This is a genomic window from Seohaeicola zhoushanensis, from assembly GCF_014656415.1.
In the GTDB taxonomy this organism is placed as follows: Bacteria; Pseudomonadota; Alphaproteobacteria; order Rhodobacterales; family Rhodobacteraceae; genus Seohaeicola_A; species Seohaeicola_A zhoushanensis.
On sequence record NZ_BNCJ01000015.1, the window covers coordinates 64,138 to 84,857 of the forward strand.

18 protein-coding genes are annotated in these 20,720 nt (G+C 64.9%); 11 read left to right on the forward strand and 7 right to left on the reverse strand.

Annotated features, from left to right (window positions below):
- Positions 1 to 94: 94 nt before the first annotated feature.
- The 4 genes from IE266_RS19735 (at position 95) to IE266_RS19750 (ending at position 6,315) form a co-directional block, all read left to right on the forward strand.
- Positions 95 to 241: a hypothetical protein gene (locus tag IE266_RS19735; protein WP_189681841.1), complete on the forward strand. Its 147-nt coding sequence runs from the start codon at positions 95 to 97 to the stop codon at positions 239 to 241.
- Positions 242 to 682: 441 nt separating this feature from the next.
- Complete coding sequence (locus tag IE266_RS19740) at positions 683 to 1,840, forward strand: efflux RND transporter periplasmic adaptor subunit (protein ID WP_189681842.1); 1,158 nt, start codon at positions 683 to 685, stop codon at positions 1,838 to 1,840.
- A gap of 4 nt (positions 1,841 to 1,844) precedes the next feature.
- Positions 1,845 to 4,955, forward strand: coding sequence for a multidrug efflux RND transporter permease subunit (locus IE266_RS19745; protein WP_189681843.1), 3,111 nt, complete (start codon positions 1,845 to 1,847; stop codon positions 4,953 to 4,955).
- 4 nt (positions 4,956 to 4,959) lie between these two features.
- Positions 4,960 to 6,315 (forward strand): efflux transporter outer membrane subunit, encoded by a 1,356-nt coding sequence (locus tag IE266_RS19750; RefSeq protein WP_229864312.1) that lies wholly within the window; start codon positions 4,960 to 4,962, stop codon positions 6,313 to 6,315.
- Between the two features lie 9 nt (positions 6,316 to 6,324).
- Here IE266_RS19750 and IE266_RS19755 read toward each other — a convergent pair whose 3' ends face one another.
- The 4 genes from IE266_RS19755 to IE266_RS19770 are packed head-to-tail and all read right to left on the reverse strand — an operon-like array spanning position 6,325 to position 10,108.
- On the reverse strand, positions 6,325 to 7,260 hold the full coding sequence (locus tag IE266_RS19755) for an ornithine cyclodeaminase family protein (protein ID WP_189681845.1): 936 nt from the start codon (positions 7,258 to 7,260) through the stop codon (positions 6,325 to 6,327).
- Positions 7,257 to 7,772, reverse strand: a complete 516-nt coding sequence (locus tag IE266_RS19760; RefSeq protein ID WP_189681846.1) for a TRAP transporter small permease — start codon at positions 7,770 to 7,772, stop codon at positions 7,257 to 7,259. The genes IE266_RS19755 and IE266_RS19760 overlap by 4 nt, the downstream gene beginning before the upstream one ends.
- Complete coding sequence (locus IE266_RS19765) at positions 7,769 to 8,758, reverse strand: TRAP transporter substrate-binding protein (RefSeq protein ID WP_189681847.1); 990 nt, start codon at positions 8,756 to 8,758, stop codon at positions 7,769 to 7,771. The genes IE266_RS19760 and IE266_RS19765 overlap by 4 nt, the downstream gene beginning before the upstream one ends.
- 30 nt (positions 8,759 to 8,788) lie before the next feature.
- Positions 8,789 to 10,108, reverse strand: a complete 1,320-nt coding sequence (locus IE266_RS19770; protein ID WP_189681848.1) for a TRAP transporter large permease — start codon at positions 10,106 to 10,108, stop codon at positions 8,789 to 8,791.
- Between the two features lie 76 nt (positions 10,109 to 10,184).
- Here IE266_RS19770 and IE266_RS19775 point away from each other — a divergent pair, with 76 nt between their 5' ends.
- The gene (locus IE266_RS19775) at positions 10,185 to 10,814 is read left to right on the forward strand and encodes a helix-turn-helix domain-containing protein (protein ID WP_189681849.1); all 630 of its coding nucleotides are present in this window, start codon (positions 10,185 to 10,187) and stop codon (positions 10,812 to 10,814) included.
- Positions 10,815 to 10,816: 2 nt separating this feature from the next.
- On the forward strand, positions 10,817 to 12,241 hold the full coding sequence (locus IE266_RS19780) for an amidase (RefSeq protein WP_189681850.1): 1,425 nt from the start codon (positions 10,817 to 10,819) through the stop codon (positions 12,239 to 12,241).
- Here the strand turns inward: IE266_RS19780 and IE266_RS19785 are convergent.
- Positions 12,238 to 12,420 carry a hypothetical protein gene (locus IE266_RS19785; protein ID WP_189681851.1) on the reverse strand — a complete coding sequence of 61 codons (183 nt, stop codon included), beginning with the start codon at positions 12,418 to 12,420 and terminating at the stop codon, positions 12,238 to 12,240. The two genes, IE266_RS19780 and IE266_RS19785, sit on opposite strands and share 4 nt — an antisense overlap.
- Before the next feature lie 545 nt (positions 12,421 to 12,965).
- Here IE266_RS19785 and IE266_RS19790 point away from each other — a divergent pair.
- The 5 genes from IE266_RS19790 (at position 12,966) to IE266_RS19810 (ending at position 17,003) form a co-directional block, all read left to right on the forward strand.
- The gene (locus IE266_RS19790) at positions 12,966 to 14,132 is read left to right on the forward strand and encodes a tyrosine-type recombinase/integrase (RefSeq protein WP_189681852.1); all 1,167 of its coding nucleotides are present in this window, start codon (positions 12,966 to 12,968) and stop codon (positions 14,130 to 14,132) included.
- 18 nt (positions 14,133 to 14,150) lie between these two features.
- Positions 14,151 to 14,846, forward strand: coding sequence for a hypothetical protein (locus tag IE266_RS19795; protein WP_189681853.1), 696 nt, complete (start codon positions 14,151 to 14,153; stop codon positions 14,844 to 14,846).
- A gap of 372 nt (positions 14,847 to 15,218) precedes the next feature.
- The gene (locus tag IE266_RS19800) at positions 15,219 to 15,413 is read left to right on the forward strand and encodes a helix-turn-helix transcriptional regulator (RefSeq protein ID WP_189681854.1); all 195 of its coding nucleotides are present in this window, start codon (positions 15,219 to 15,221) and stop codon (positions 15,411 to 15,413) included.
- 163 nt (positions 15,414 to 15,576) lie between these two features.
- Positions 15,577 to 16,104 carry a hypothetical protein gene (locus IE266_RS19805; RefSeq protein ID WP_189681883.1) on the forward strand — a complete coding sequence of 176 codons (528 nt, stop codon included), beginning with the start codon at positions 15,577 to 15,579 and terminating at the stop codon, positions 16,102 to 16,104.
- Between the two features lie 344 nt (positions 16,105 to 16,448).
- Positions 16,449 to 17,003, forward strand: coding sequence for a hypothetical protein (locus IE266_RS19810; protein WP_189681855.1), 555 nt, complete (start codon positions 16,449 to 16,451; stop codon positions 17,001 to 17,003).
- 638 nt (positions 17,004 to 17,641) lie between these two features.
- Here the strand turns inward: IE266_RS19810 and IE266_RS19815 are convergent.
- On the reverse strand, positions 17,642 to 19,075 hold the full coding sequence (locus IE266_RS19815) for an NAD-dependent succinate-semialdehyde dehydrogenase (RefSeq protein WP_189681880.1): 1,434 nt from the start codon (positions 19,073 to 19,075) through the stop codon (positions 17,642 to 17,644).
- Positions 19,076 to 19,210: 135 nt separating this feature from the next.
- Positions 19,211 to 20,713, reverse strand: coding sequence for a tripartite tricarboxylate transporter permease (locus IE266_RS19820; RefSeq protein WP_189681856.1), 1,503 nt, complete (start codon positions 20,711 to 20,713; stop codon positions 19,211 to 19,213).
- Positions 20,714 to 20,720 lie beyond the last annotated feature (7 nt).

Below are 20,720 nucleotides of genomic sequence, written 5' to 3' on the forward strand. Positions count from 1 at the left end.
GGCCCGGAAACGGGCCTTTTTTCACGTTCGCGCACCCGATCGGCGGATTTTCTGCTATCATTCTTACTGTTGGTAACAAGTTGTGAGTCGCGCCATGAACAAGCAATTGGTTGTTAAGAAACTGACGGAAGAAGTGAAGTTTCTTCGCAGGTGCGGAGCTGGCGATCAGGACATCAGAAAGCGGCTGATCGAACAGGGCTGGGCCTACGGCGCCGTCGTCGAGGCCTTTGCCGAAGCCTGATCCTCCCGACGACCCTTTCCCGAAACAGCAGGCCGGGCCCGACCGCCCGGCCTCGTGGGTTTTCTCCCCAAAAGCGATGACTGGCGCAGATTAACACCCAGGTCGCCTCGGGGTAGCCCGCCACCGGTATCCCCCGGATCACGAGCACTTTTCACGCGACGGAAACACCAGGCACGCCCGTTCAAGGCTGCAAGCCGTTGCCCGTCGGGCGCGGCAACGGAATTGCCTGCCCGAGGTCGACTGATGCATTCTCCCGAACTCCGCCCGCCGCGCGCCCTATCGTCGCGCAGACCGGGCGCGCCTTGCCGCCCTTCGGGATCTGCGCGAGAATACCCCGACCCAAGCGGAAAAGCGGCCCGGCGCCTCTGGGCACCCCTTCTGCGAAAGCTGCAGGCAATCCGCAAAGGCCCAGGCCAAAACCCCGGAAACAGGAAGCGTATCGTGACCGGCAAAGCGACCCTTCGGCCCCTCTCCCTCCTTCTCGCGCTGGTGCTCGGCCTCTCTGCGGCGCAGGCGCAGCAGACGCCGGGCATGGCGGTGACGGCCGGCGTCATCGAGCTGAAACGCGAGGACGTTCCGGTGACGGTGACGCTTTCCGGCCAGGCGGCGGCCTCGCAATCGGCGGCGATCCGGCCGCTGGTCAACGGCGTGGTCACCGAAGTCGCCTATCGCCCCGGCCGCCCGGTCACCGCCGGCACACTGCTGTTCCAGATCGACCCCAAGAGCTACGAGGCCGCGCTGGCCGCGGCCCGCGCCACGCTGCAACGCACCCAGGCCGCGCTGCCTGCCGCCAAGGCCGCGCTCGACCGCGCCGAACGCCTGGTCGGCAGCAGCGTCACCCAGGAGGCGCTGGACTCGGCGCGTGTGACCCACGCCCAGGCGCTCGCCTCCATCGCCGAGGCCGAGGCCGCCGTGCGCACCGCCGAAATCAACCTCGAACGCGCCCGGATCACCAGCCCGATCGACGGCATCCCCTCGGTCGCGGCGGTCTCGGTGGGCGACCTGGTGACCAGCGGCCAGACCGCCGCGCTGGCCACGGTCACCAGGCTCGACCCGATCTATGTCGATCTCTCCGAGGCCAGCGCCCGGATGCTGCAACTGCGCGCCCGGATCGAAAACGGCGAGATGAAGACCGGAGACCGCGTGCAGATCCGCCTGACGCTGGAAAACGGCCAGGACTTCTACGGTGAGGGCAAGCTCGACAGCATCGCCAGCACCGTCTCGACCACCACCGGCACCCGCAACGTACGCTTCGAATTCGCCAATCCCGACCGGCTGATCCTGCCCGGCATGTTCGTGCGCGCCGCCGTCACGCTCGGCACCTCGCAGGCGATCCTGGTGCCGCAGCTCGCGGCGCGGATGCAGGCCGACGGGAAGATCCGGGTCTTCCTGCTCGGGCCCGACGGCAAGGCCGTGCAGGCCGATGTCACGCCGATCGGCTCGACCGACCGCGCCTGGATCGTCGCCGCGGGCCTCGACGACGGCGCCCGGCTGATCGTCGACAACCTCGACCGGGTCGGCAACGGGACCGGCATCACGCCCGTCCCCGCGACCATCACGGACACCGGCGTCGTCACCGACGCCAAGGGCGGTAACTGACCCGATGGCGCGCTTTTTCATCCACCGCCCGGTCTTCGCCTGGGTGCTTGCCATCGTCACCATGCTGGCCGGCGCGCTTGGCCTGACCACGCTGCCGATCTCGCAATACCCCGAGGTCTCGCCGCCCACGGTGCGGATCTCGGCCAGCTACAGCGGCGCCTCGGCCGAGGCGGTGCAGAACTCGGTCACCTCGACCATCGAAGACGCGATGACCGGCCTCGACGGGCTGATCTACATGACCTCCTCCTCGGGCAAGGGCACCGCCTCGATCAGCCTGGTGTTCGAACAGGACATCGACCCCGACACCGCGCAAAGCGACGTGCAGAACAAGGTCCAGCTGATCCTGTCGCAATTGCCCGAAGCGGTGCAGACGGCGGGTGTGCGGGTCAACCGGTCGTCCACCTCGATCCTGATGGTCGGCGCGCTGGTCAGCGAGGACAACCGATATTCGACCATCGAACTGGCCGACATGCTCGACTCCCGCGTCGAGGGGCCGGTGCAGCGGATCGAGGGGGTCGGCTCGATCAACACCTTCGGATCGGGCTATGCCATGCGCATCTGGCTCGATCCCGACAGCCTGTTCCGCTATGCGCTGACGCCCTCCGACATCACCGCGGCGGTGCAGGCGCAGAACACCACGGTGGCGGTTGGCGCGCTCGGCTCCGGCCCGGCCGCCCCGGCGCAGCAATTCACCGTCGACGTGACCGCGCAGAGCCAGCTCAAGACGGTCGACGACTTCCGCAACATCCTGCTCAAGACCGACGCAGCCGGCGCGCAGGTGCGTCTGGGCGACGTCGCCCGCATAGAGATCGGGCAGCAGAGCTATGGCGGCGACAGCCGTTTCAACCGCCACAACGCCGCCGGCTTCGGCATCAACCTCGCCACCGGGGCCAATGCGGTCGAGACCGCCGCGCTGGTGCGCGAGACACTCGACGGGCTGCAATCGAGCTTTCCGGAAGGGGTGAGCATCGAATACGCCTATGACACCTCGCCCTTCGTCGAGCTTTCGATCGAGAAGGTGATGCACACGCTGATCGAGGCGATCGTGCTGGTCTTTCTCGTCATCCTGCTGTTCCTGCAGAACTGGCGCGCCACGCTGATCCCGACACTGGCGGTGCCGGTGGTGCTGCTCGGCACCTTCGGCGTGCTCTCGGTCTTTGGCTATTCGATCAACACGCTGACCATGTTCGCCATGGTGCTGGCCATCGGCCTGCTGGTCGACGACGCCATCGTCGTGGTCGAGAACGTCGAGCGGGTGATGGAGGAAGAGGGCCTCGGCCCGGTCGAGGCGACCGAGAAGTCGATGGACCAGATCACCTCGGCCCTGATCGGCATCGGCCTTGTGCTCTCGGCGGTCTTCCTGCCCATGGCCTTCATGTCCGGCTCGACCGGGATCATCTACCGGCAGTTCTCGGTCACCATCGTCACCGCCATGGCGCTCTCGGTCTTCGTCGCGCTGATCCTGACCCCGGCGCTTTGCGCATCGCTGCTGCGACCGCGCCGCCACGGCGAGGGCATCGCACCGGCACGCTGGTTCAACCGGGGTTTCGACCGCATGACCCGCGGCTATCTCGGCGCCAACCGGCGGATCCTGAAACGCCCCTTCGCCGCGCTGGCAGCGCTGGCGGCGGTTTGCGGGCTGGTCTGGGTGCTGTTCACGCAGATCTCCTCGTCGTTCCTGCCGCCCGAGGACCAGGGCGTGCTGATGACCATCATCCGCCTGCCCGACGGCTCCACCACGGCGCAGACGCTCGACGTGGTGCAGAAGGTCGAGGACTACCTGCTGAACGAGGAACCCGACGGCGTGGAATCGACCTTTGCCTCGCTCGGCTTCAGCTTCTCGGGTTCGGCGCAGAACACCGCCATGCTCTTCGTCAAGCTGAAGGACTTTGACGAGCGCAGCGGCAACGACCGCCTGTCGGCCGCCGCCATCGCCCAGCGCGCCAACATGCACTTCATGCAGACCAACCGGCAGGGCACCGTGCGCGTCGTGCAGCCGCCGGCGATCAGCGGCATGGGTTCGACCTCGGGCTTCCAGATGTATCTCCTTGACCAAAGCGGGCGCGGGATCGAGGCCCTGCGCGCCGCCGCGAACGATCTTGTCGCCGCCGCCCCGGCCGACGGCCGCGTCGCCAACATGCGCGGCAACGAAGACGCCGACCGCACCGCACTGCGCATCGACATCGACCGGCAGAAAGCGTCGAGCTATGGCCTGACCCTGTCGACGGTGAACGGGATGCTGCGCACGATCTTCTCGGGCAGCGAGGTGAACGATTTCCAGATGGGCACCCGCCTGCGCCCGGTGATCGTGCAGGGCGACGCCCCCTACCGGATGCAGCCCGAGGATGTCTTCCGCTGGTCCGCCCGCAACACCGGCGGCGAGATGGTGCCGTTCCAGTCGTTCACCACGCTGAACTGGGAAAGCGTGCCCTCCTCGCTGGCCCGCTACGGCGGCACCCTGGCGCTCCAGCTCTCGGGCGAACCCGGACCGGGCGTCAGCTCGGGCGACGCGATGGACGCGATGGCCGAACTCGTGGCCGAGATGCCGGGCGGCTATGGCCTGGCCTGGACCGGCATTTCCTACCAGGAACGCCTGTCCGGTTCGCAGGCGCCGATGCTCTACGCCATCTCGGTGCTGGTGGTCTTCCTCTGCCTCGCCGCGCTCTACGAGAGCTGGACCGTGCCCTTCGCCGTCATCCTCGCCGTGCCCGTGGGCATCCTCGGCGCGCTCGCGGCGGCCAAGTTCCTCGGCCAGTCGAACGACGTCTACTTCAAGGTCGGGTTGCTCACCACCATCGGGCTTGCCGCCAAGAACGCCATCCTGATCGTCGAATTCGCGGTGGAGCTGCAGGCAAAGGGCATGTCCCTGCTCGACGCCACCATCGAGGCCGCGCGGCAGCGCCTGAGGCCGATCCTGATGACCTCGCTGGCCTTCATCCTCGGCGTCCTGCCGCTGGCGGTGGCCACCGGGGCCGGGGCGGCGGCGCAGAATTCCATTGGCATCGGCGTTCTCGGCGGGATGCTCTCGGCCACCGTGCTCGGGGTCTTCCTGATCCCGGCCTTCTATGTCAGCGTGCGCCGGCTGTTCACGCGCAGCGCCAAATCGCGGAGTTGACCCGTTGAAACCAGTATTCCTCGCGGTGACGCTGCTCGCCACCGCCTGCACCACGGTCGGCCCGCAGTACAAGCAGCCCGAGATGGCCCTCGCCGCGCGATTCACCGAGGCCACGGCCAGCCAGCTGGGCGAGATCGCCACCCGGCAATGGTGGACCGGCTACAACGACGCCATGCTGAACGAGCTGGTGGCACGCGGGCTGCGGCAGAACCTCGACATCGCCGGCGCGATGGAGCGCATTCGCGCCGCCGAGGCCAACCTGCGCGGCACCGGCCTGCCCGCCGCGATCAGCGGTGCGCTGTCGGCCTCGTCGATCAAGGCGGGGTCGGACACCACCAGTTCCACCACCAGCCAGAACCGGGCCCTGTCCGCGGGCCTGGTGCTCGACCTCTTCGGCGGCATCCGCCGCTCGCGCGAAGGGGCCGAAGCCAGCCTCGGCGCGGCGCAGGCCAACGAGGGCACAGCGCGGCTGGCCTATCTCGCGGCGCTGATCGGGGCCTATATCGACGCGCGCTATTACCAGGAGTCGCTCGCCCTGACCCGCGGCACCATCGCCAGCCGCGAAGAGACGCTGCGCATCACGCAGCAGAAATTCGACGCCGGCTCCGCGACCGAGCTGGACCTCGCCCAGGTCCGGGCGCTGCTCTACGCGGCGCGGGCCAGTATTCCCACGCTCGAGGCCAATTTCCTGGCGCGGGTCTATACCATCGCCACCCTGCTCGGAGAACCCGCCGACCCGATACTGGCGCAGATGCGCAAGGGCCGCGCCCAGCCGCGCCCGCGCGGCTCGGGCGGCGTCGGCATCCCCGCCGACCTGCTGCGCAACCGGCCCGACGTGCGTTCGGCCGAGATGTCGCTGATGTCGGCCACCGCGGCCGTCGGCGTCGCCGAGTCCAACCTGCGGCCCTCGATCTCGCTCTCGGGCAGCGTGTCGGGCACCAGCAACACCACCTGGAGCTTCGGCCCCACGCTGACGCTGCCCATCCTCAAGCAACCCGCGCTGCGCGCCAGCCGCGACGCCGCCATCTCGGCCGCGAAACAGGCCGAGATCAGCTGGCGCAGCACCGTTCTGGGCGCGGTCGAGGACGTGCAGTCCGCCAACAGCCGCTGGGTCCGCGACCGCCAGAGCGTCGGTCTGCTCGGCAATTCGGTCGAGGCCTATGCCCGCGCGCTGCAACTCTCGCGCCAGTCCTACGAACAGGGCGCGCTGTCGCTGCTCGACCTGCTCGACACCGACCGCTCGCTGGAAACCGCGCGCCTCGGCCTTGCCGCCGGGATCCAGTCGATGGCGGTCGACTGGGCGACGCTGCAGGTCGCGCTGGGGGCCGGGGCCTATGTCGGCTCGCCGACGCCGCGCTGAGCCGCCGGATCAGCCGAGCTGCTGCGCGATATGCCAGCCGGCGGCGAGATCCTGCGCGATCAGGCCGTGCGACTTGTAGGCGGTGATCTGCCCGGCATCGCTGCGCCCCGGCGCCTGGCCCGCCAGCACCGCGCCGATCTCGTGAACCGGAAAATCGGCCGGGATCGCTCCCGAGGCCTTCGCCCCGAGGATCTCGCCCGACTCGCGGCTGGAACTCTCCAGCGAGTCGGTGAACATCGCCATCCGGGCCACGCCCGCGTCATCCACCTCGCGCGTGTCGGCGAGGCTGGCGCCGACGAGGTTGATGTGCTGCCCCGGCTCCAGCAGCGCCCCCGGCAGGAATGGCGCACGGGCCGAGGTGGTCGTGGTGACCACATCCGCGCCCTTCAGCGCTTCGCCGAGGTCTGCGACGATCCGCAAGGGCGCATCCGCGAAATGCGCCGCCAGCGCGGCGGCGGCCTCGGGGCGGCGGGCCCAGAGGCGGATCTCCTCGGGCGCGAAACACTCCAGTATCCCGCGCAGGTGCCATTCCGCCTGCTCGCCCGCGCCGCAGATGGTGAAGTCACGCGGATCGGGCCGGGCAAGTTCCCGCGTTGCCAGCATCGAGACGGCGGCGGTGCGCAGCGCGGTCAGGGCGTCGGCCTCGATGGCCGCAACAGGCTTGCCCAGCGCGCTCTCGAACAGCAGAACGAAGCCCTGGTGGCTCGACAAGCCGTGTTTCGCGGCCTCGGGGTAGAGGCTCAGCACCTTGACGCCATGCACGGCCGGCGTGCTCAGGGCGCCGTACATCAGCCCCATCCGCCCCGCTTCGTTGATCGGGATGGCGAAACGCGGCGGATGCAGCGCAGAACCCGACGAGACGTCGCGCATGGTCTGCTCCATCACCGGGACCAGTTCGGCGACGCTGATGCGCCCGAGCACCTGCGGGGCGGTGATGACCTTCATTCCGGGATGCCTTTCCGTGGCGCGAAGGGGCCGCATACCCGCGCCGCGCAATGTGTCAGGATGATCAGGCAGGTGATCGGGATCACCGCGCCGACCAGCGCCATGTTGAGGCCCAGGCCCGGCGAATTCCGCCCCGCGCCGCGCCAGAGAAAGCCGCGCTCGATGTTGAAGCCCGGCCCGAAGACCGAATAGTGCAGCGTCGGCGCGAGGAAGATCACCACCGCCAGCGCCAGCATCACCCGCGCCAGCCGCTGCATCCCCGGCGACGAGGCCGCGTCGACCGAGAGGATCACCGGATCGAGCCCGCGCCGGAAAGCGCAGGTGGCCCCGAGCAACCCGCTCCAGACCATCAGGTAGCGCGCCAGTTCCTCGGTCCAGGCATAGGGGCTGCGCATTCCATAGCGCGCCGCCACCTGGAGCAGGATCACAAGCGCGATCCCGATCAGACCGGCCTTGGCCAGCGCGAGGCAGACCCTGTCCAGCCCCGCGCTCAGCCGTTCGATCCGGTTCATTCCTTCGAGGCGTCGGCCAGCGCCTGCATGTCGGCCACCGAGCCCTGCGGCATCAGCGTGTCCCAGACCTCCTGGCTGCGGCGCTTGAACTCGGCCAGCGCCTCGGGTGAGGGCGTGACGACCTTGACCCCGGCCTTCTCGAGCGCTCCCAGCTCGGCCTTCTCGGCCGCGTAGGTCCATTCGCGGTTCTTGGCGTTGGCCGTCTCGACCGCCCCGTCGACCACCTTCTTCTGGTCGTCGCCAAGGCCCTCGTACCAATCCGCCGACATCAGCGCCGCGCGGAAGGGCGTGCCGGCCTTGAGATCGGTGAAATGGGTCAGGAACTCGGTATGCTTGAAGATCAGCGGCACGGCGGGCGGGTTGAAGTATCCGTCCACGATCCCCTGCTGCACCGCGCCGGCGAATTCCGGCATGTCGACCACCACGCCCTGGGTGCCCCAGGCCTCGAACAGCTTGACCTGGTTGGCGTCGATGGCGCGCAGCCGCAGGTCGGTGAGATCCTCGACCGAGGCGACGTCCTTCTTGGCGTTGAACAGGCCCATCTGCCCGCCGAGGCCGGGCAATCCGGCGATCATCACGCCCTGCGCCTGCATCTTGGTGCGGATGTCGTCGAGCATCGGGCTCTCGACGTCCTGGGTGGCCCGGAAGAACTGCCTGGATTTCTCGAAGACATAGGGCGCGAGGAAGCCGAGGATGCGCGGGTCGACCTGCGCGATCATCACGAAGTTGGTCACGCCGAACTGCAGCAGGCCCTGCGACAGCTGGTCGACGATCTCGGGATCCTTTCCCAGGCTCGCCCCGGCGAACACGGTGGCCTCCATGCCGCCTTCGCGCAGAGCGGCGGCGAAATCCTCGGCATAGACCCAGTCCGAACAGGCCGGGACGGCCGGACACTGGACCGCGATGCGCACCTCCTGCGCGGCGGCGGGCGCGGCAAGCGCCAGCCCGAGGGCAATGGCCGAGGCAGTTTTCTTCAGATCAAACATGTCGAACTCCCTTTGTTTTCTATCGGTCTTTCAATTGACGAGGCCCAGCAGGCGCGGGAGCGCCAGCGTCAGTTCGGGCACGAGGATCAGCAGCAGCAGCAGGGCGACCTGCACCGCGAGAAACGGCAGGATGGCCAGCGACAGCCGCAGGTAGGACAGCCCGCCCGCGGCCGAGACCACCATGAGGATGCCTCCGAAGGGCGGCGAGATCAGGCCCAGCGTCAGGTTCAGGCAGCTGACCACGCCGACATGCACCGGGTCGGCCCCTGCGGCGATGGCCGCGGGGATCAGCACCGGCACCATCAGCACCAGCGCCATGGTCACGTCCATCACCATGCCGGCGGCAAACATGATGGCGCTGGCCAGCAGGAAATAGGTCGTGGCGGTTAGGTCGAGCGTCGTCACCATCGTGGCGATGCCCTCGGGCAGCCGCATGATGCCGACGAGATAGCCGAAGATCGCGGCGGCGAAGAGGATCATGAAGATCGACCCGGTCAGCATCACCGCGCCTTCAACCGCCCGCGAGCCTTCGGCAAGGAGGTGGCGGAAGGCCGCGGCGGGACGGTCGCGGTCCATCAGGCGATAGGCGAAGACCAGCACCACCGTGATCGCCACCGCCAGCGCAGCCGCCTCGGTCGGGGTGACGACGCCGAAGACGATGCCGCCGACGATCACCACCGGGATCAGCAGCGCCGGCAAGGCCCGCGCAATGGTGGCGCGCACGGGCGGCAGCACCACCCCGGCGCCGCCCGGATGATCCTCGCGCCGGGCGCACCAGGCGTTGTAGGCGAAGAGGAACAGAGCCATCAGCAGCCCCGGCACGATGCCGCCCGCGAACATCGCCGCGACCGAGACATTCATCAGCGCGCCGTAGAAGATCATCACGATCGAGGGCGGGATGATCGGACCGATCACGCAGCTTGCCGCCGTCAGCGCGGCGGCGAAGTCGAGCCGATATCCCCGGTGGACCATCGCCGGCACCAGCGTCTTGGTGGTCGCCGCCGCATCGGCCACCGCCGAGCCCGAGATGCCCGCAAGGAAGACCGAAGCCGCGATGTTCACGTAGCCCAGCCCGCCCTTCAGCCGCCCGACGATCAGCATGGCCAGGTCGATCAGCGCGCCGGTCACGCCGCCCCGGGTCATCAGCTCTCCGGCCAGGATGAACAGCGGCATCGACAGGAAGGTGAAGACGTCGATCTGGCTGAAGATCCGTTGTGGCATGATGGCGAGGTAATTGCCATAGCCGCTGGCCAGGAAGGCGAGCACGGCAGCGGAACCGGCGACATAGCTGATCGCCACCCCGCCGGCGATGCCCAGGGCGATGAAGGCGATGATCAGACCGAAGGACATCCCGATACTCCTTGCCGGGATCGTCTCTTTCGTATACGCAATATGTCAAGCAATAAATTTCCGAAGGGAAATATTCATGTCCCCGAAGAGCGAAGACGAAAACCCGACGGACTCCCTGGCCGCTTTCGGCGAGAAGGTGCGCGCGCTGCGTCGGGGCAAGGGGCTGACGCTGCAACAGGTGGCCGAACGGGCCGGGATGGCCGGCTCCACCATCTCCAAGATCGAGAATTCCAACCTCTCGCCCACCTTCGACGGCTTGCTGAAGCTGGCGCGCGGGCTGGATGTCGACCTTTCGACCCTGCTCGACGGCGAAAAGCCGATCGGCAAGCGCCCGGTGCAGGTGATGGGCCGGCTCGACGTGACCCGCGCCGCCGACCGGGTCGGCTATGACGCCTCGACCTATATCTACGAACCGCTGGCGATGGGCCTCAAGCAGAAGCTGATCGACGCCACCGTTGTCGTGGTCAAGGCGCGCACCGTCGCCGAGTTCGAACAGCTTGTGACGCACCCCGGCGAAGAGCTGGTCTTCGTCCTCACCGGCGCGGTCGAGCTGCATTCCGACCTCTACGCGCCGATCCGGCTCGAGGCCGGCGACAGCGCCTATTACGACGCCGGGATGGGCCACGCGCTGATCTCGGTCTCGGAGGAGGACGCCACCCTTCTGAACATCGTGACCGGCGGCGGCGGGCTGCCCCTGGAGGACTGAAGATGCTGACACGCGAAGAATGGATCGGGCATGACCTGGTCGGACTGGCCGCGCTGGTCGGCAAGGGCGACCTCGCGCCGCGCGAGGTGCTCGAAACCGCGATCCGCGAGATCGAGGCGCAGAACCCGCGGGTCAACGCGGTGGTGGTGATGCAGTTCGAAGAGGCGCTCGACGCGCTGGCCGCGCGCGAGGCGCAGGGCGAGGCCCCGCGCTTCCTCGGGATGCCCTATCTCATCAAGGACCTGCACGCGCCGGTGCGGGGGCTGCCGCTCTCCAACGGGTCCGAGCGGTTCAAGGGCACGGTCTTCGATTTCGACTCCACACTGGTCGGCCGCCTGCGCGCGGCGGGCTTCGGCTTTCTCGGCCGCAGCGCCTCGCCCGAGTTCGGCCTGACGATGGAGACCGACAGCGCCGCCTGGGGCCTGACACGCAACCCCTGGGACCCCGAACGCGGCGCGGGCGGGTCGAGCGGCGGCGCCGGGGCGGCGGTGGCCAGCGGCATGATGCCGGCGGCCCATGCCACCGACAGCGCCGGGTCGATCCGCATCCCGGCCGCTTTCAACGGGCTGGTCGGCTTCAAGCCAAGCCGCGCGCTGAACCCCTTCGGCCCGCATCGCGGCGACCCGAACCACGGCATCAGCCATGAACACGCGGTGACGGTCAGCGTGCGCGACAGTGCGGCGATCCTCGACGTGACCGCCGGGCCGGACAGCGGTGCGCCCTATTTCACGCCCAAGCCCACCGAACCCTTCGAGGCGCTGATCGAACGGGCGCCCGGCAAGCTGCGCATCGGGCTGGTGACCACCCGCTTTGACGGCACGCCGGTCGACGCCGTCTGCGCAGAGGCCGCCGCGATGACCGGCGCGCTGCTGGCCGATCTCGGACACGAGGTCGAGGAGGCGCGCCCCGATTTCGACGTGCACGCCCTGACCGACGCGATGATCCGCGTGCTGCTTGCGTCGCTCGCCGGCCTCTATCCCGGCGCGGGCGAGTTGCGCGACGAGGAACTCGCCGGGCTGGAACCGATGACCCGCGCCGCGCTGCGCTATTCGCGCACCGTTTCGCTCTCCGATCACCTGATGCGCACGGCGGTCATCAACCGCGAGGCGCGCCGACTGGCCGCCTATTTCGACCGCTTCGACCTGATGGTGACGCCCGCCACGGCCACGCCGCCGCTGCCGCACAAGTCGCTGCCGATGACATCGAGCGATCTCGAAGGGTTCCTGGAGAAGCTGTTCGATTTCAGCCCCTTTTCATCGCCTTTCAACGCCAGCGGCCTGCCGGCCATCGCGCTGCCGGTGCACCAGACGCCCGAAGGCCTGCCGGTCGGCGCGCAGATCGTCGGCCCGCTGGCTTCGGACGCGCTGGTGCTGCAGGCCGCCCGGCAGGTCGAGATGGCCCGCCCCTTCCGCCGACGGCCGATCTAGCGTGCAGCATCGAGCTGCCGCTTGGTTTGCAGGGTCAGCCCGACAACGATGCGCAACGGGATCGACTTGCCGCAAACCGACGGGCCGGCCAGGGTCATGAACGCGCCCGGCTGCACATCCAGCCATGAGTGTAACGTCGTCGTCGCGCCGTAACGCTTCTCGATCCGGTCGATTTCCACGGAGGATGTCATGCACCTGCCACATCGGGTCATCGGTTCGGATGGTGCAGGATGGAGCCGCGCTTCGTATTGATGAAGCACATGTGGAGTCTTCATTGACCCACGTTGTCAGGCTCGGGAGAGTATCCAGGCAGCAGAGCTGCGAAATGCCCTCGGACGGTCATCAAAAGCGTTCTGGTCGGGTCCAAAAACGCGCGCACTCTGGGCAAGATTGCGAGTTCCGCATGATGGAGAGGATCTGGCGGACAGCCATTCGCCAGACCGAACCGTGATTCCGGCGGAAGGGCGATCCAATCGAGAACCAGCAGGGGCGCACCATGAGGAGCGAACCGCTGTTCGCGGTCACACAAGTGCCTGATAACGATGCGATATTGGGTTTCGCATGGTGCCCAGGAGAGGCATCCGACATCTATATATTGTTGCCCGAGGTTGAAGTGGTTTGTAGCTTTTCGCCTGTTTTTTATGGAGCAAACGGCCCGTTGCCGTCTTGTTCTATCCGATGCTATCCGATATGTTGGGGTGGATAAAAAGGTGGATGAAATCTAGTGGCAAAGCACAAGTTGGCGGCTTCATTCGTGAAGTCAGCGCCAGTTGGAAAACACAACGACGGTACGGGGCTGTGGCTGGTCAAGCGAGCTGATGGTGGTGCGCAGTGGATGCTGCGTGTGACCGTACACGGTCGCCGTCGTGAAATGGGGCTCGGCGGGCTCAATAGCGTGTCGCTGAAACAGGCGCGAGATGCCGCTGATCATTGGCGCGCGATCGCCGCCTCGGGCGTGGACCCCATCAAAGAGCGAGAACGGCAAAACCGCGAACGCGCCCGCGACCACAACACACTACGAATTGTCGCGGAGGAAGCGTTTGAAGCCAAGAAAGCAGAACTGAAAGGTGACGGCAAAGCAGGGCGCTGGTTCTCTCCTTTGGAACTTCATGTGTTGCCCAAGCTCGGTCAGGTTCCGATTGAGGAGATTGACCAACGGGACATCCAGGCAGCCCTGTCCCCCATCTGGCATGAAAAGGCGGATACGGCGCGCAAGGCTCTAAATCGTCTCGGCATTGTGCTGCGTCATGGCGCAGCGCTGGGACTAAACGTGGACCTACAGGCGACGGAGAAAGCCAAGGCGCTTCTGGGGAAGTCTCGGCACAAACCCCAAAACGTTCCCGCTCTGCATTGGTCGGAGGTGCCGGAGTTCTATGCCAGTCTGGCAGAGCCTACCATCACCCATTTGGCGCTCAGATTCCTTATTTTGACAGGTGTACGCTCGAGTCCAGTTCGCTTCCTTCATATAGATCAGATTGAGGATGGTATCTGGACGATCCCAGGCGAAGGGATGAAGGGCCGTCGAGATCGAACTGCCGATTTCCGTGTTCCACTTTCGCGCGAGGCGCTGGGCGTGGTCGACTTGGCGAAACCCTTCATGAGGCAAGGGTACCTTTTCCCCTCATTCAAGAAGGGCGTAATCTCCGATGCGACTATGGCGCGCCTAATGGAACGACGGGGCATGGCTGAGCGTCCGCACGGCTTTCGTTCCAGTCTCAGGACATGGCTGGCAGAAGAGACAAACGCTCCCAACGAGGTCGCGGAAACCATGTTGGCGCACGTCACCGGGACCTCAGTTGAGCGTGCCTACCGACGAACCGATTTCTTGGAACAACGTCGAGCACTGTTGGAACGTTGGGCTGACCATGTTTCTTCTGCAAAGGTTGAGTGAAGAAGGTCACGAATTGAAATGGCTGACATGTTCTTGCCGATCCGCGAACTCAGCGGGGGATACATTGCGTACCCTGGCTTCATGGTCCTTGCGGCAACCTTGGCTAGCAGTCCAGATGACATTTGGCGTGAATACCAAGCGCTCGTAGCGGAAGATGGCGCTGACGCTGCTCAACGCAGGGATAGACGTGCGCGCAAAAAACTCAGAATGCGAGGCTATGCAGGGAATATCCTGAAAGAGCTCTGGAGAAGCTCCGAGCTCGAAGCTCGTGTAAGTTCTCTGTCTGAGGCTCAGTCACGCGTTGCATGCCACTCATACGCTCACAGAAAATCCGGTGGCAGGATCAAATCTCATGGGGAGCTCTCAGAAATTTGGAGGCAGCATGGGGATGCAATATCTCGCGAGATCGATGATGTTCGGAAAGGTTGGCGGAACTTCAAGAGTGTCTCGCACTATATCGCGGCCGTATGGACGCTCAACCACACCGAGAATAAATTCATAGAACGTCTGCCCAATGATGCTTTCGTAGCCGAAAAGGCTTTAGGCTTGGCGAAGAGTTTTCAACGTTTCATAGAACAAAAATGCCCCACTCTCGATGTGAAGCTTGTGAGAGTTCCGGAAGAAATTGTTGCGGTGCCTTTGCGTCGAATTTCCCTTGCTGATGCGTTCTCGAACGATCCGATGCCGCCGCGAGTAGTCCGTCATCACAAGTAATTTGGCCGTCAACGTCGGCCGTCCGGCCCGCATTCTGGGTATTGCCAGCGTCGACGATATGGACGTCAACCGATGGTGCGCGTTGATAGATATGACCCTCGGAGAGGTTTTCACGCTTCTGAACACTGCGCTCGCCGGATCGTATCCCAAGCCGTCATGCGCCGCGAAAAGAAAGAACCGGCGCTAACCGCCGGATTGCACCGAACAGTGCCGGCGGCACAGCACCTGCAAGACGCACACGGCACAACCAATGCATTGAAATAGATAGGATAAATTTCAGACTTCCCCCCCCTCTAAAGATGGTCCCCCTATGATTGGTTCGAGGCAGCCTCAGTCAAATTGAGGTGTCGTCATTCACTTTGGGACAAGACAATGCACTACCTCAACTTCAACGACCTGCGCGCCAAACTCGGCGGGCGCGCCCGCTCCTCGATCTACAAGGATATCGAGGAGGGCCGCCTGCCGGGCCCCATCAAGCTGGGTGGCCGCCTCTATTGGGTGGAAACCGAAATCGACACGGCGCTGAGCAGCCTGGGCCTCGGCAGCAAGAAGATGTCGAGCAGCTAATACTGAGCAATCGGAATCAGGCTGTGTACCAAGAGCCAGATCTTGGGGACGCTTCCCAGCCACCAGGCTGAACTAAGGCCCCACCTCCCCTTCGCAGAGAAAGTATCCACCTACCAGTGGTAGGTGGAACGATTCCTTGCGCTCAATTTCCAAGGAGCAACTTATGAGCTGCAAAGACACCGAGCTGGTAAACTCGGACTGTACTCATTGCCAAGTGTGGCAGGCACACTCGGCGACCATCATTGAAGATTTCGACGTTCCGCCCGACGTCAAGCGTGGCGTCACGCACCACATTCAGAACACGCCGATGGGGTGGAAAGAGCAGCATGAGCCGTCCATTCGGCTGTTCGAACGTGCGCTCATACTTTGCACGCCAGACGCATGGCTGGAACTGCGGTTGGAAATGGGGACCAGCCTAGATAAAGTTGTACTCGAGCTTCTGGCCTTCATGTCCCTGAGGGCCCTTGGCGGCGACACAGCTGTGGAGACGGCTCATTTGGCCCTTATCCAAGGCGCAGGGCAGCCACAGGCGCCCCTCTTCAGCTTCAAGGACCAAGCGACATACTGGGCGGACATGGCAGAGCCGGCTGAGTTGGAAGCGTACTGCCTGGCTAGCTTCAAGAAGATGTCGCCTGCCCGGCAAGCGAAATTTCTCGAATACGTATCGAGAGAGAAGCGGCACAATGCGTGATTTTGCGGGCATGGTAGATCAGTTGGCGGCACATCCTACGGAAATCCCGCGCGTTGTCCCGGAGCGTTTGCCGACAGCGATTGTTCATCGCGACCCGGCCAGCATTCCGCCACGTCCCTGGGTCTATGGGCAGCATCTGATGCTCAAACAGGTTGCGGTGACGGTGACTCTAGGAACGCCCGCTCCACCACCCCCTATAGGGGGATGGTGGAGCGCAGCAGGTGTCCAAGCCGTGGTGGCGTAGCGGCCGCCTGAGCTGGCTCCCCCGAAACCGGGTCCTCCACACCAGTGTTTGCGCCTACCCGGATCAAACTTTCCCATCTGACATCGGAGATCGCACTCAAATGCCCCCCACCACCAAAGCCAAAAAGCAAGACGAACAGCCGTCTGACGTGACGCAAGTCAAATCGTCTGAGCGGATGGTCTTGGACTATCCCGCGCCCACGGAGATGAAGACGTTTGTCATGCCGCCGCTTGAGGACCTCAAGCACATGTTCGGAACCGAAACTTCTGAGGCCGCATGTGCCCTCTTCGCGACTGGCCTCATGAGCCTCGGTCTGGAACCCGGACCGGAGCGGGCACTCATGGGGGCAATCAGCGCTGAAGAGAAGCCCACTTCGGCTTTGGAAAGCATGCTGCTGCAGCAACTTGTCATGACCCACTTCGCGTCGGCGCGCATCTCACTCCACCTAAACGCGGACAACAAATCTGAACTGAATATTGCGCTGGGCAAGCTGCTTAACGGGACGAACACGACGTTCACCAAGCAGCTCGAAGCCTGGCGTCGCCTTAAGTCCGGCCCCACCCAGACCATGCGCATCGAGCACGTGACGGTGAATGAGGGAGGGCAAGCGATCGTGGCGAATATGGCCGACAGTGGGGGGCGCCGCGCCAAATGACCGCCAACCCCATGCAAAGCGCCCATGCTGCTCCAAGGTGTACCGCACACAGCAAGCGTACCGGCGAACCATGTCGTGCACCCGCTGTCAGAGGCTGGTCCGTCTGCCGGATGCATGGTGCTCGTGGTGGCGCACCGCCGGGCGCCCGCAATGGCAGCTATGTTCATGGCGCCCGCACCAACGAGATCGATGTTCTGCGTAAATGGGTCGCCCTGCTGCGACGGGCAACAGACGGTTTGCTGGACGAACTATGAAGTGAGCACTTACCGTTTGGCAGGGCTGAATACATCCGCGGAACAATTCGAAGCCCGCATGTAAGATCGCTCGATTGTTTTATCTGATGGCGTGGATGTACGTAGCTTCGCGAAACTTGCATAGCCGCAATTTCAATGTCGAGGTCGTCATCTGGCGTCGGGGTCGCCGATTATGCTTTCCAGAATCGGTGGTCTCCTTCGCCGGAGACCACCACGAACAAGGCTTCCATTATTGTCGCGGAAGAAATAGTGGCCCAGCTTGCTCGGCTCTCAATTAGGGTTAGATCAGATCTGAACACGGCTCTGGAAAGAACGCGGCCGCCGATCGCAACTTGGTCTGACCAGCGCAATGAAGCGCGTTAGGGGACTATCTGACTGCCAGTATCACCCCAGGCGCGTTATGAACCGCGTTTGGAGATAGGCGTCGAGAGCGTCAGCGCCGCCTTCTGTTCCCATCCCGCTGTCGTTGATGCCGCCGAACGGCACCTCGGGCAGGCCCAGGCCGACATGATTGATCGTCAGCATCCCGGATTGAATTTGATCCTGCAGCCTTTGCGCGCGCGCAGAAGATCCTGTCCATGCATAAGCGGCGAGGCCATAAGCCAGCCGGTTCGCCTCGGCGAATGCATCGTCATCGTTATCGAACCTGTTGATCACGGCGACGGGCCCGAAGGGCTCCTCGTTCATGATGACGGCGTCCACCGGAACGTCAGTCAGTACCGTCGGCTCGAAGAACCAGCCCTCGTTGCCGACCCGACGACCGCCGGTGCGGAGCTTGGCGCCGCGGTCTACGGCATCACCGATCATGCGCTCGAGCGCCGGGATGCGGCGTTCGTTGGCCAGCGGCCCCATGTCGTTCGCCGGATCGGTGGCCGGGCCGACCTTCATCGCCTCGGCCCTGGTGACGAAATTGTCGATGAATTGATCGGCGACGGCGGATTGGACGAGGAAGCGGGTCGGCGAGACACAGACCTGCCCGGCATTGCGGAACTTGGTCGCCGCGAGCGTCGCCGCCGCAACATCGACATCGGCGTCATCGAACACCAGAACCGGGGCGTGGCCGCCAAGTTCCATGGTTGCCCGCTTCATGTGCTGCCCCGCGATGCCGGCAAGTATCTTCCCTACCGGCGTCGAACCGGTGAAGGAGATCTTGCGGATCACCGGATGCGGGATCAGGTATTCCGAAATCTGCGCCGGGTCGCCGTAGACGAGGTTGAGCACACCGGCCGGAATGCCGGCATCGGCGAAACATCTGATCAGCGCGGCAGGCGAGGCCGGGGTCTCCTCGGGAGCCTTGACGATGATACTGCACCCGGCGGCAAGCGCCGCAGAGACCTTGCGCACAACCTGGTTGATCGGGAAGTTCCACGGGGTGAAGGCCGCCACTGGTCCGACCGCCTCCTTGACCGTCAACTGGGTCACGCCCGGCACACGGGACGGGATGACCCGGCCATAGGAGCGGCGACCCTCTTCCGCGAACCATTCGATGATGTCGGCTCCCGACATCGCCTCGGCCCTGGACTGCACCAGGGGCTTGCCCTGTTCCGCCGACATTAACTCGGAGATTTCCCCGGCACGCTCGCGCAGCAGCTGGGCCGCCCGCTGCATGATCTTCGACCGCTCCAGCGGCGACGATACCTTCCAGGCCAGGAAGCTCCGCTCGGCGGCGGAGAGCGCCAGGTCGAGATCCTCGATCGCGGCCTTGGCCACGGCGCCAATCCGACGGCCGGTGGCAGGATTGACAACCTCGATCGTCTCTCCGGACAAGGCCGGTCGCCACTCTCCGTTGATAAACAGTTTGGTGTCGTGGGCTTGCATTCTGTTTGACCTTTCAGGGTTTGCTATTGCTTGCGGCCGGCATGTCATGATTTCCGCCGCGATATACCGGTGACCTTCCAGCAAGGACGGGGCGGCGAACCGCCCCGTCGGGGAAACTGCAGTGATTGTGGTGCGTCAGCTCGTCCTTTGCCGGAGGCGGCGCTCTTTCAAGGCAGGCATCGCAAACCGCCCGACAATCGCCACCAGGGTCGCGGCATAGAAGAGCAGCGCGAGGTAGCTGTCGAAGAACGCGGCGTAGTCCCCTTTGGAGATGATCAGCACCCGCTGCATGTTGTTCTCGAGCAGCGGCGAGAGCACGAAGCCGATCAGGAAGGCAGCCTCGGGAATGCGCAGCGCCCGGAATCCAATACCCACGGCCCCGGCGACCAGCATCACCCAGACGTCGAAGATCGAATTCGAGATCGCAAAGGCACCGATCACCGTCAGCACTAGTACCACTGGGAACAGCACGTCGCGCGGCACTTCGACGATGCGCTGGATGTAGCGCGTGCCATAGCGACCAACGACCAAAACGATTGCCGAGGAGACGATCAGCGTGATGTAGAGCGCGTGGATGAAGTCCATGTCATTGGCGAAGAGCAACGGCCCCGGCGCCAGGCCGTGGAAGTAGAAAGCGCCCAGCAGCATTGCGCCGACGATATCGCCGGGAATGCCCAAAGCCAGTAGCGGGATCAGGGTCGAGGCCCCGGTGCCGCTGTTCGCGCTCTCGGCGGCGGCAACGCCCGAGAGCGCGCCCTTGCCGAACTCCTCTCGGTCCGGCGCGGACCGGCGCGCCTCGGCATAGGCCACGAAGGTCGAGGCGGTCGCGCCGATGCCGGGGATCGCGCCGAGAATTACGCCGATACCCCCGCCCTTGAGGATTGTCGGCAGGACCATTCGGAAGTTGGCCATCGACAGCCGGCGCGAGGCGCCCTCTGCCAGCTTGCCCGCGCCAGACCTCGGCTGCCTTCGCCCGAAGTAGAACATCAGGATATCGGGTAGCGCGAAGAGCCCGACCAGCAGCGGCATGAAGGCGATGCCGTCATAGAGATGCGCCGAGCCGAAGGTGAAGCGCTCCGAGCCATAGACGAGGTCCAGTCCGACGGTGCCAGCGAGCAGGCCAAGCAGCCCGCCGACGATGCCGCGCAACAGTCCCGAGGTGGAGATTGCTGCAATCACCGTCAGCGAGAAGACGATCAGTGCGAAGAGCTCGACCGGGCCGAACTGCAGGCCCAGCTGCGCCAGCGAACCGGCCAGCAGGATCAGCGCTAGAACCGAGATCAGGTCGCCCAGGAAAGAGGCCCAGAGCGCTGTGTCGAGCGCCTCTCCGGCGCGACCCTTGCGGGCCAGGGGATAACCGTCGAGCATCGTGCAGGCGGCCGCCGGCGTGCCGGGTACGTTGAGCAGGATCGCCGAGATCGAACCGCCGAACAGCCCGCCCTTGGAGATCCCGAAGATCAGAACGAGACCGGGAAGAGGGTCAAGAAATAGGGTGAATGGCAGCAGGACCGAGATCGACATGGTGATCGTCAGTCCCGGAATTGCGCCGATGATGGCCCCCATGATCACCCCGAGCGGCAGGAAGATCAGAACCTTCCAGTCGAGGATCATGGAGAAGACGCTGGCCCAGTGTTCCATGCGCGCT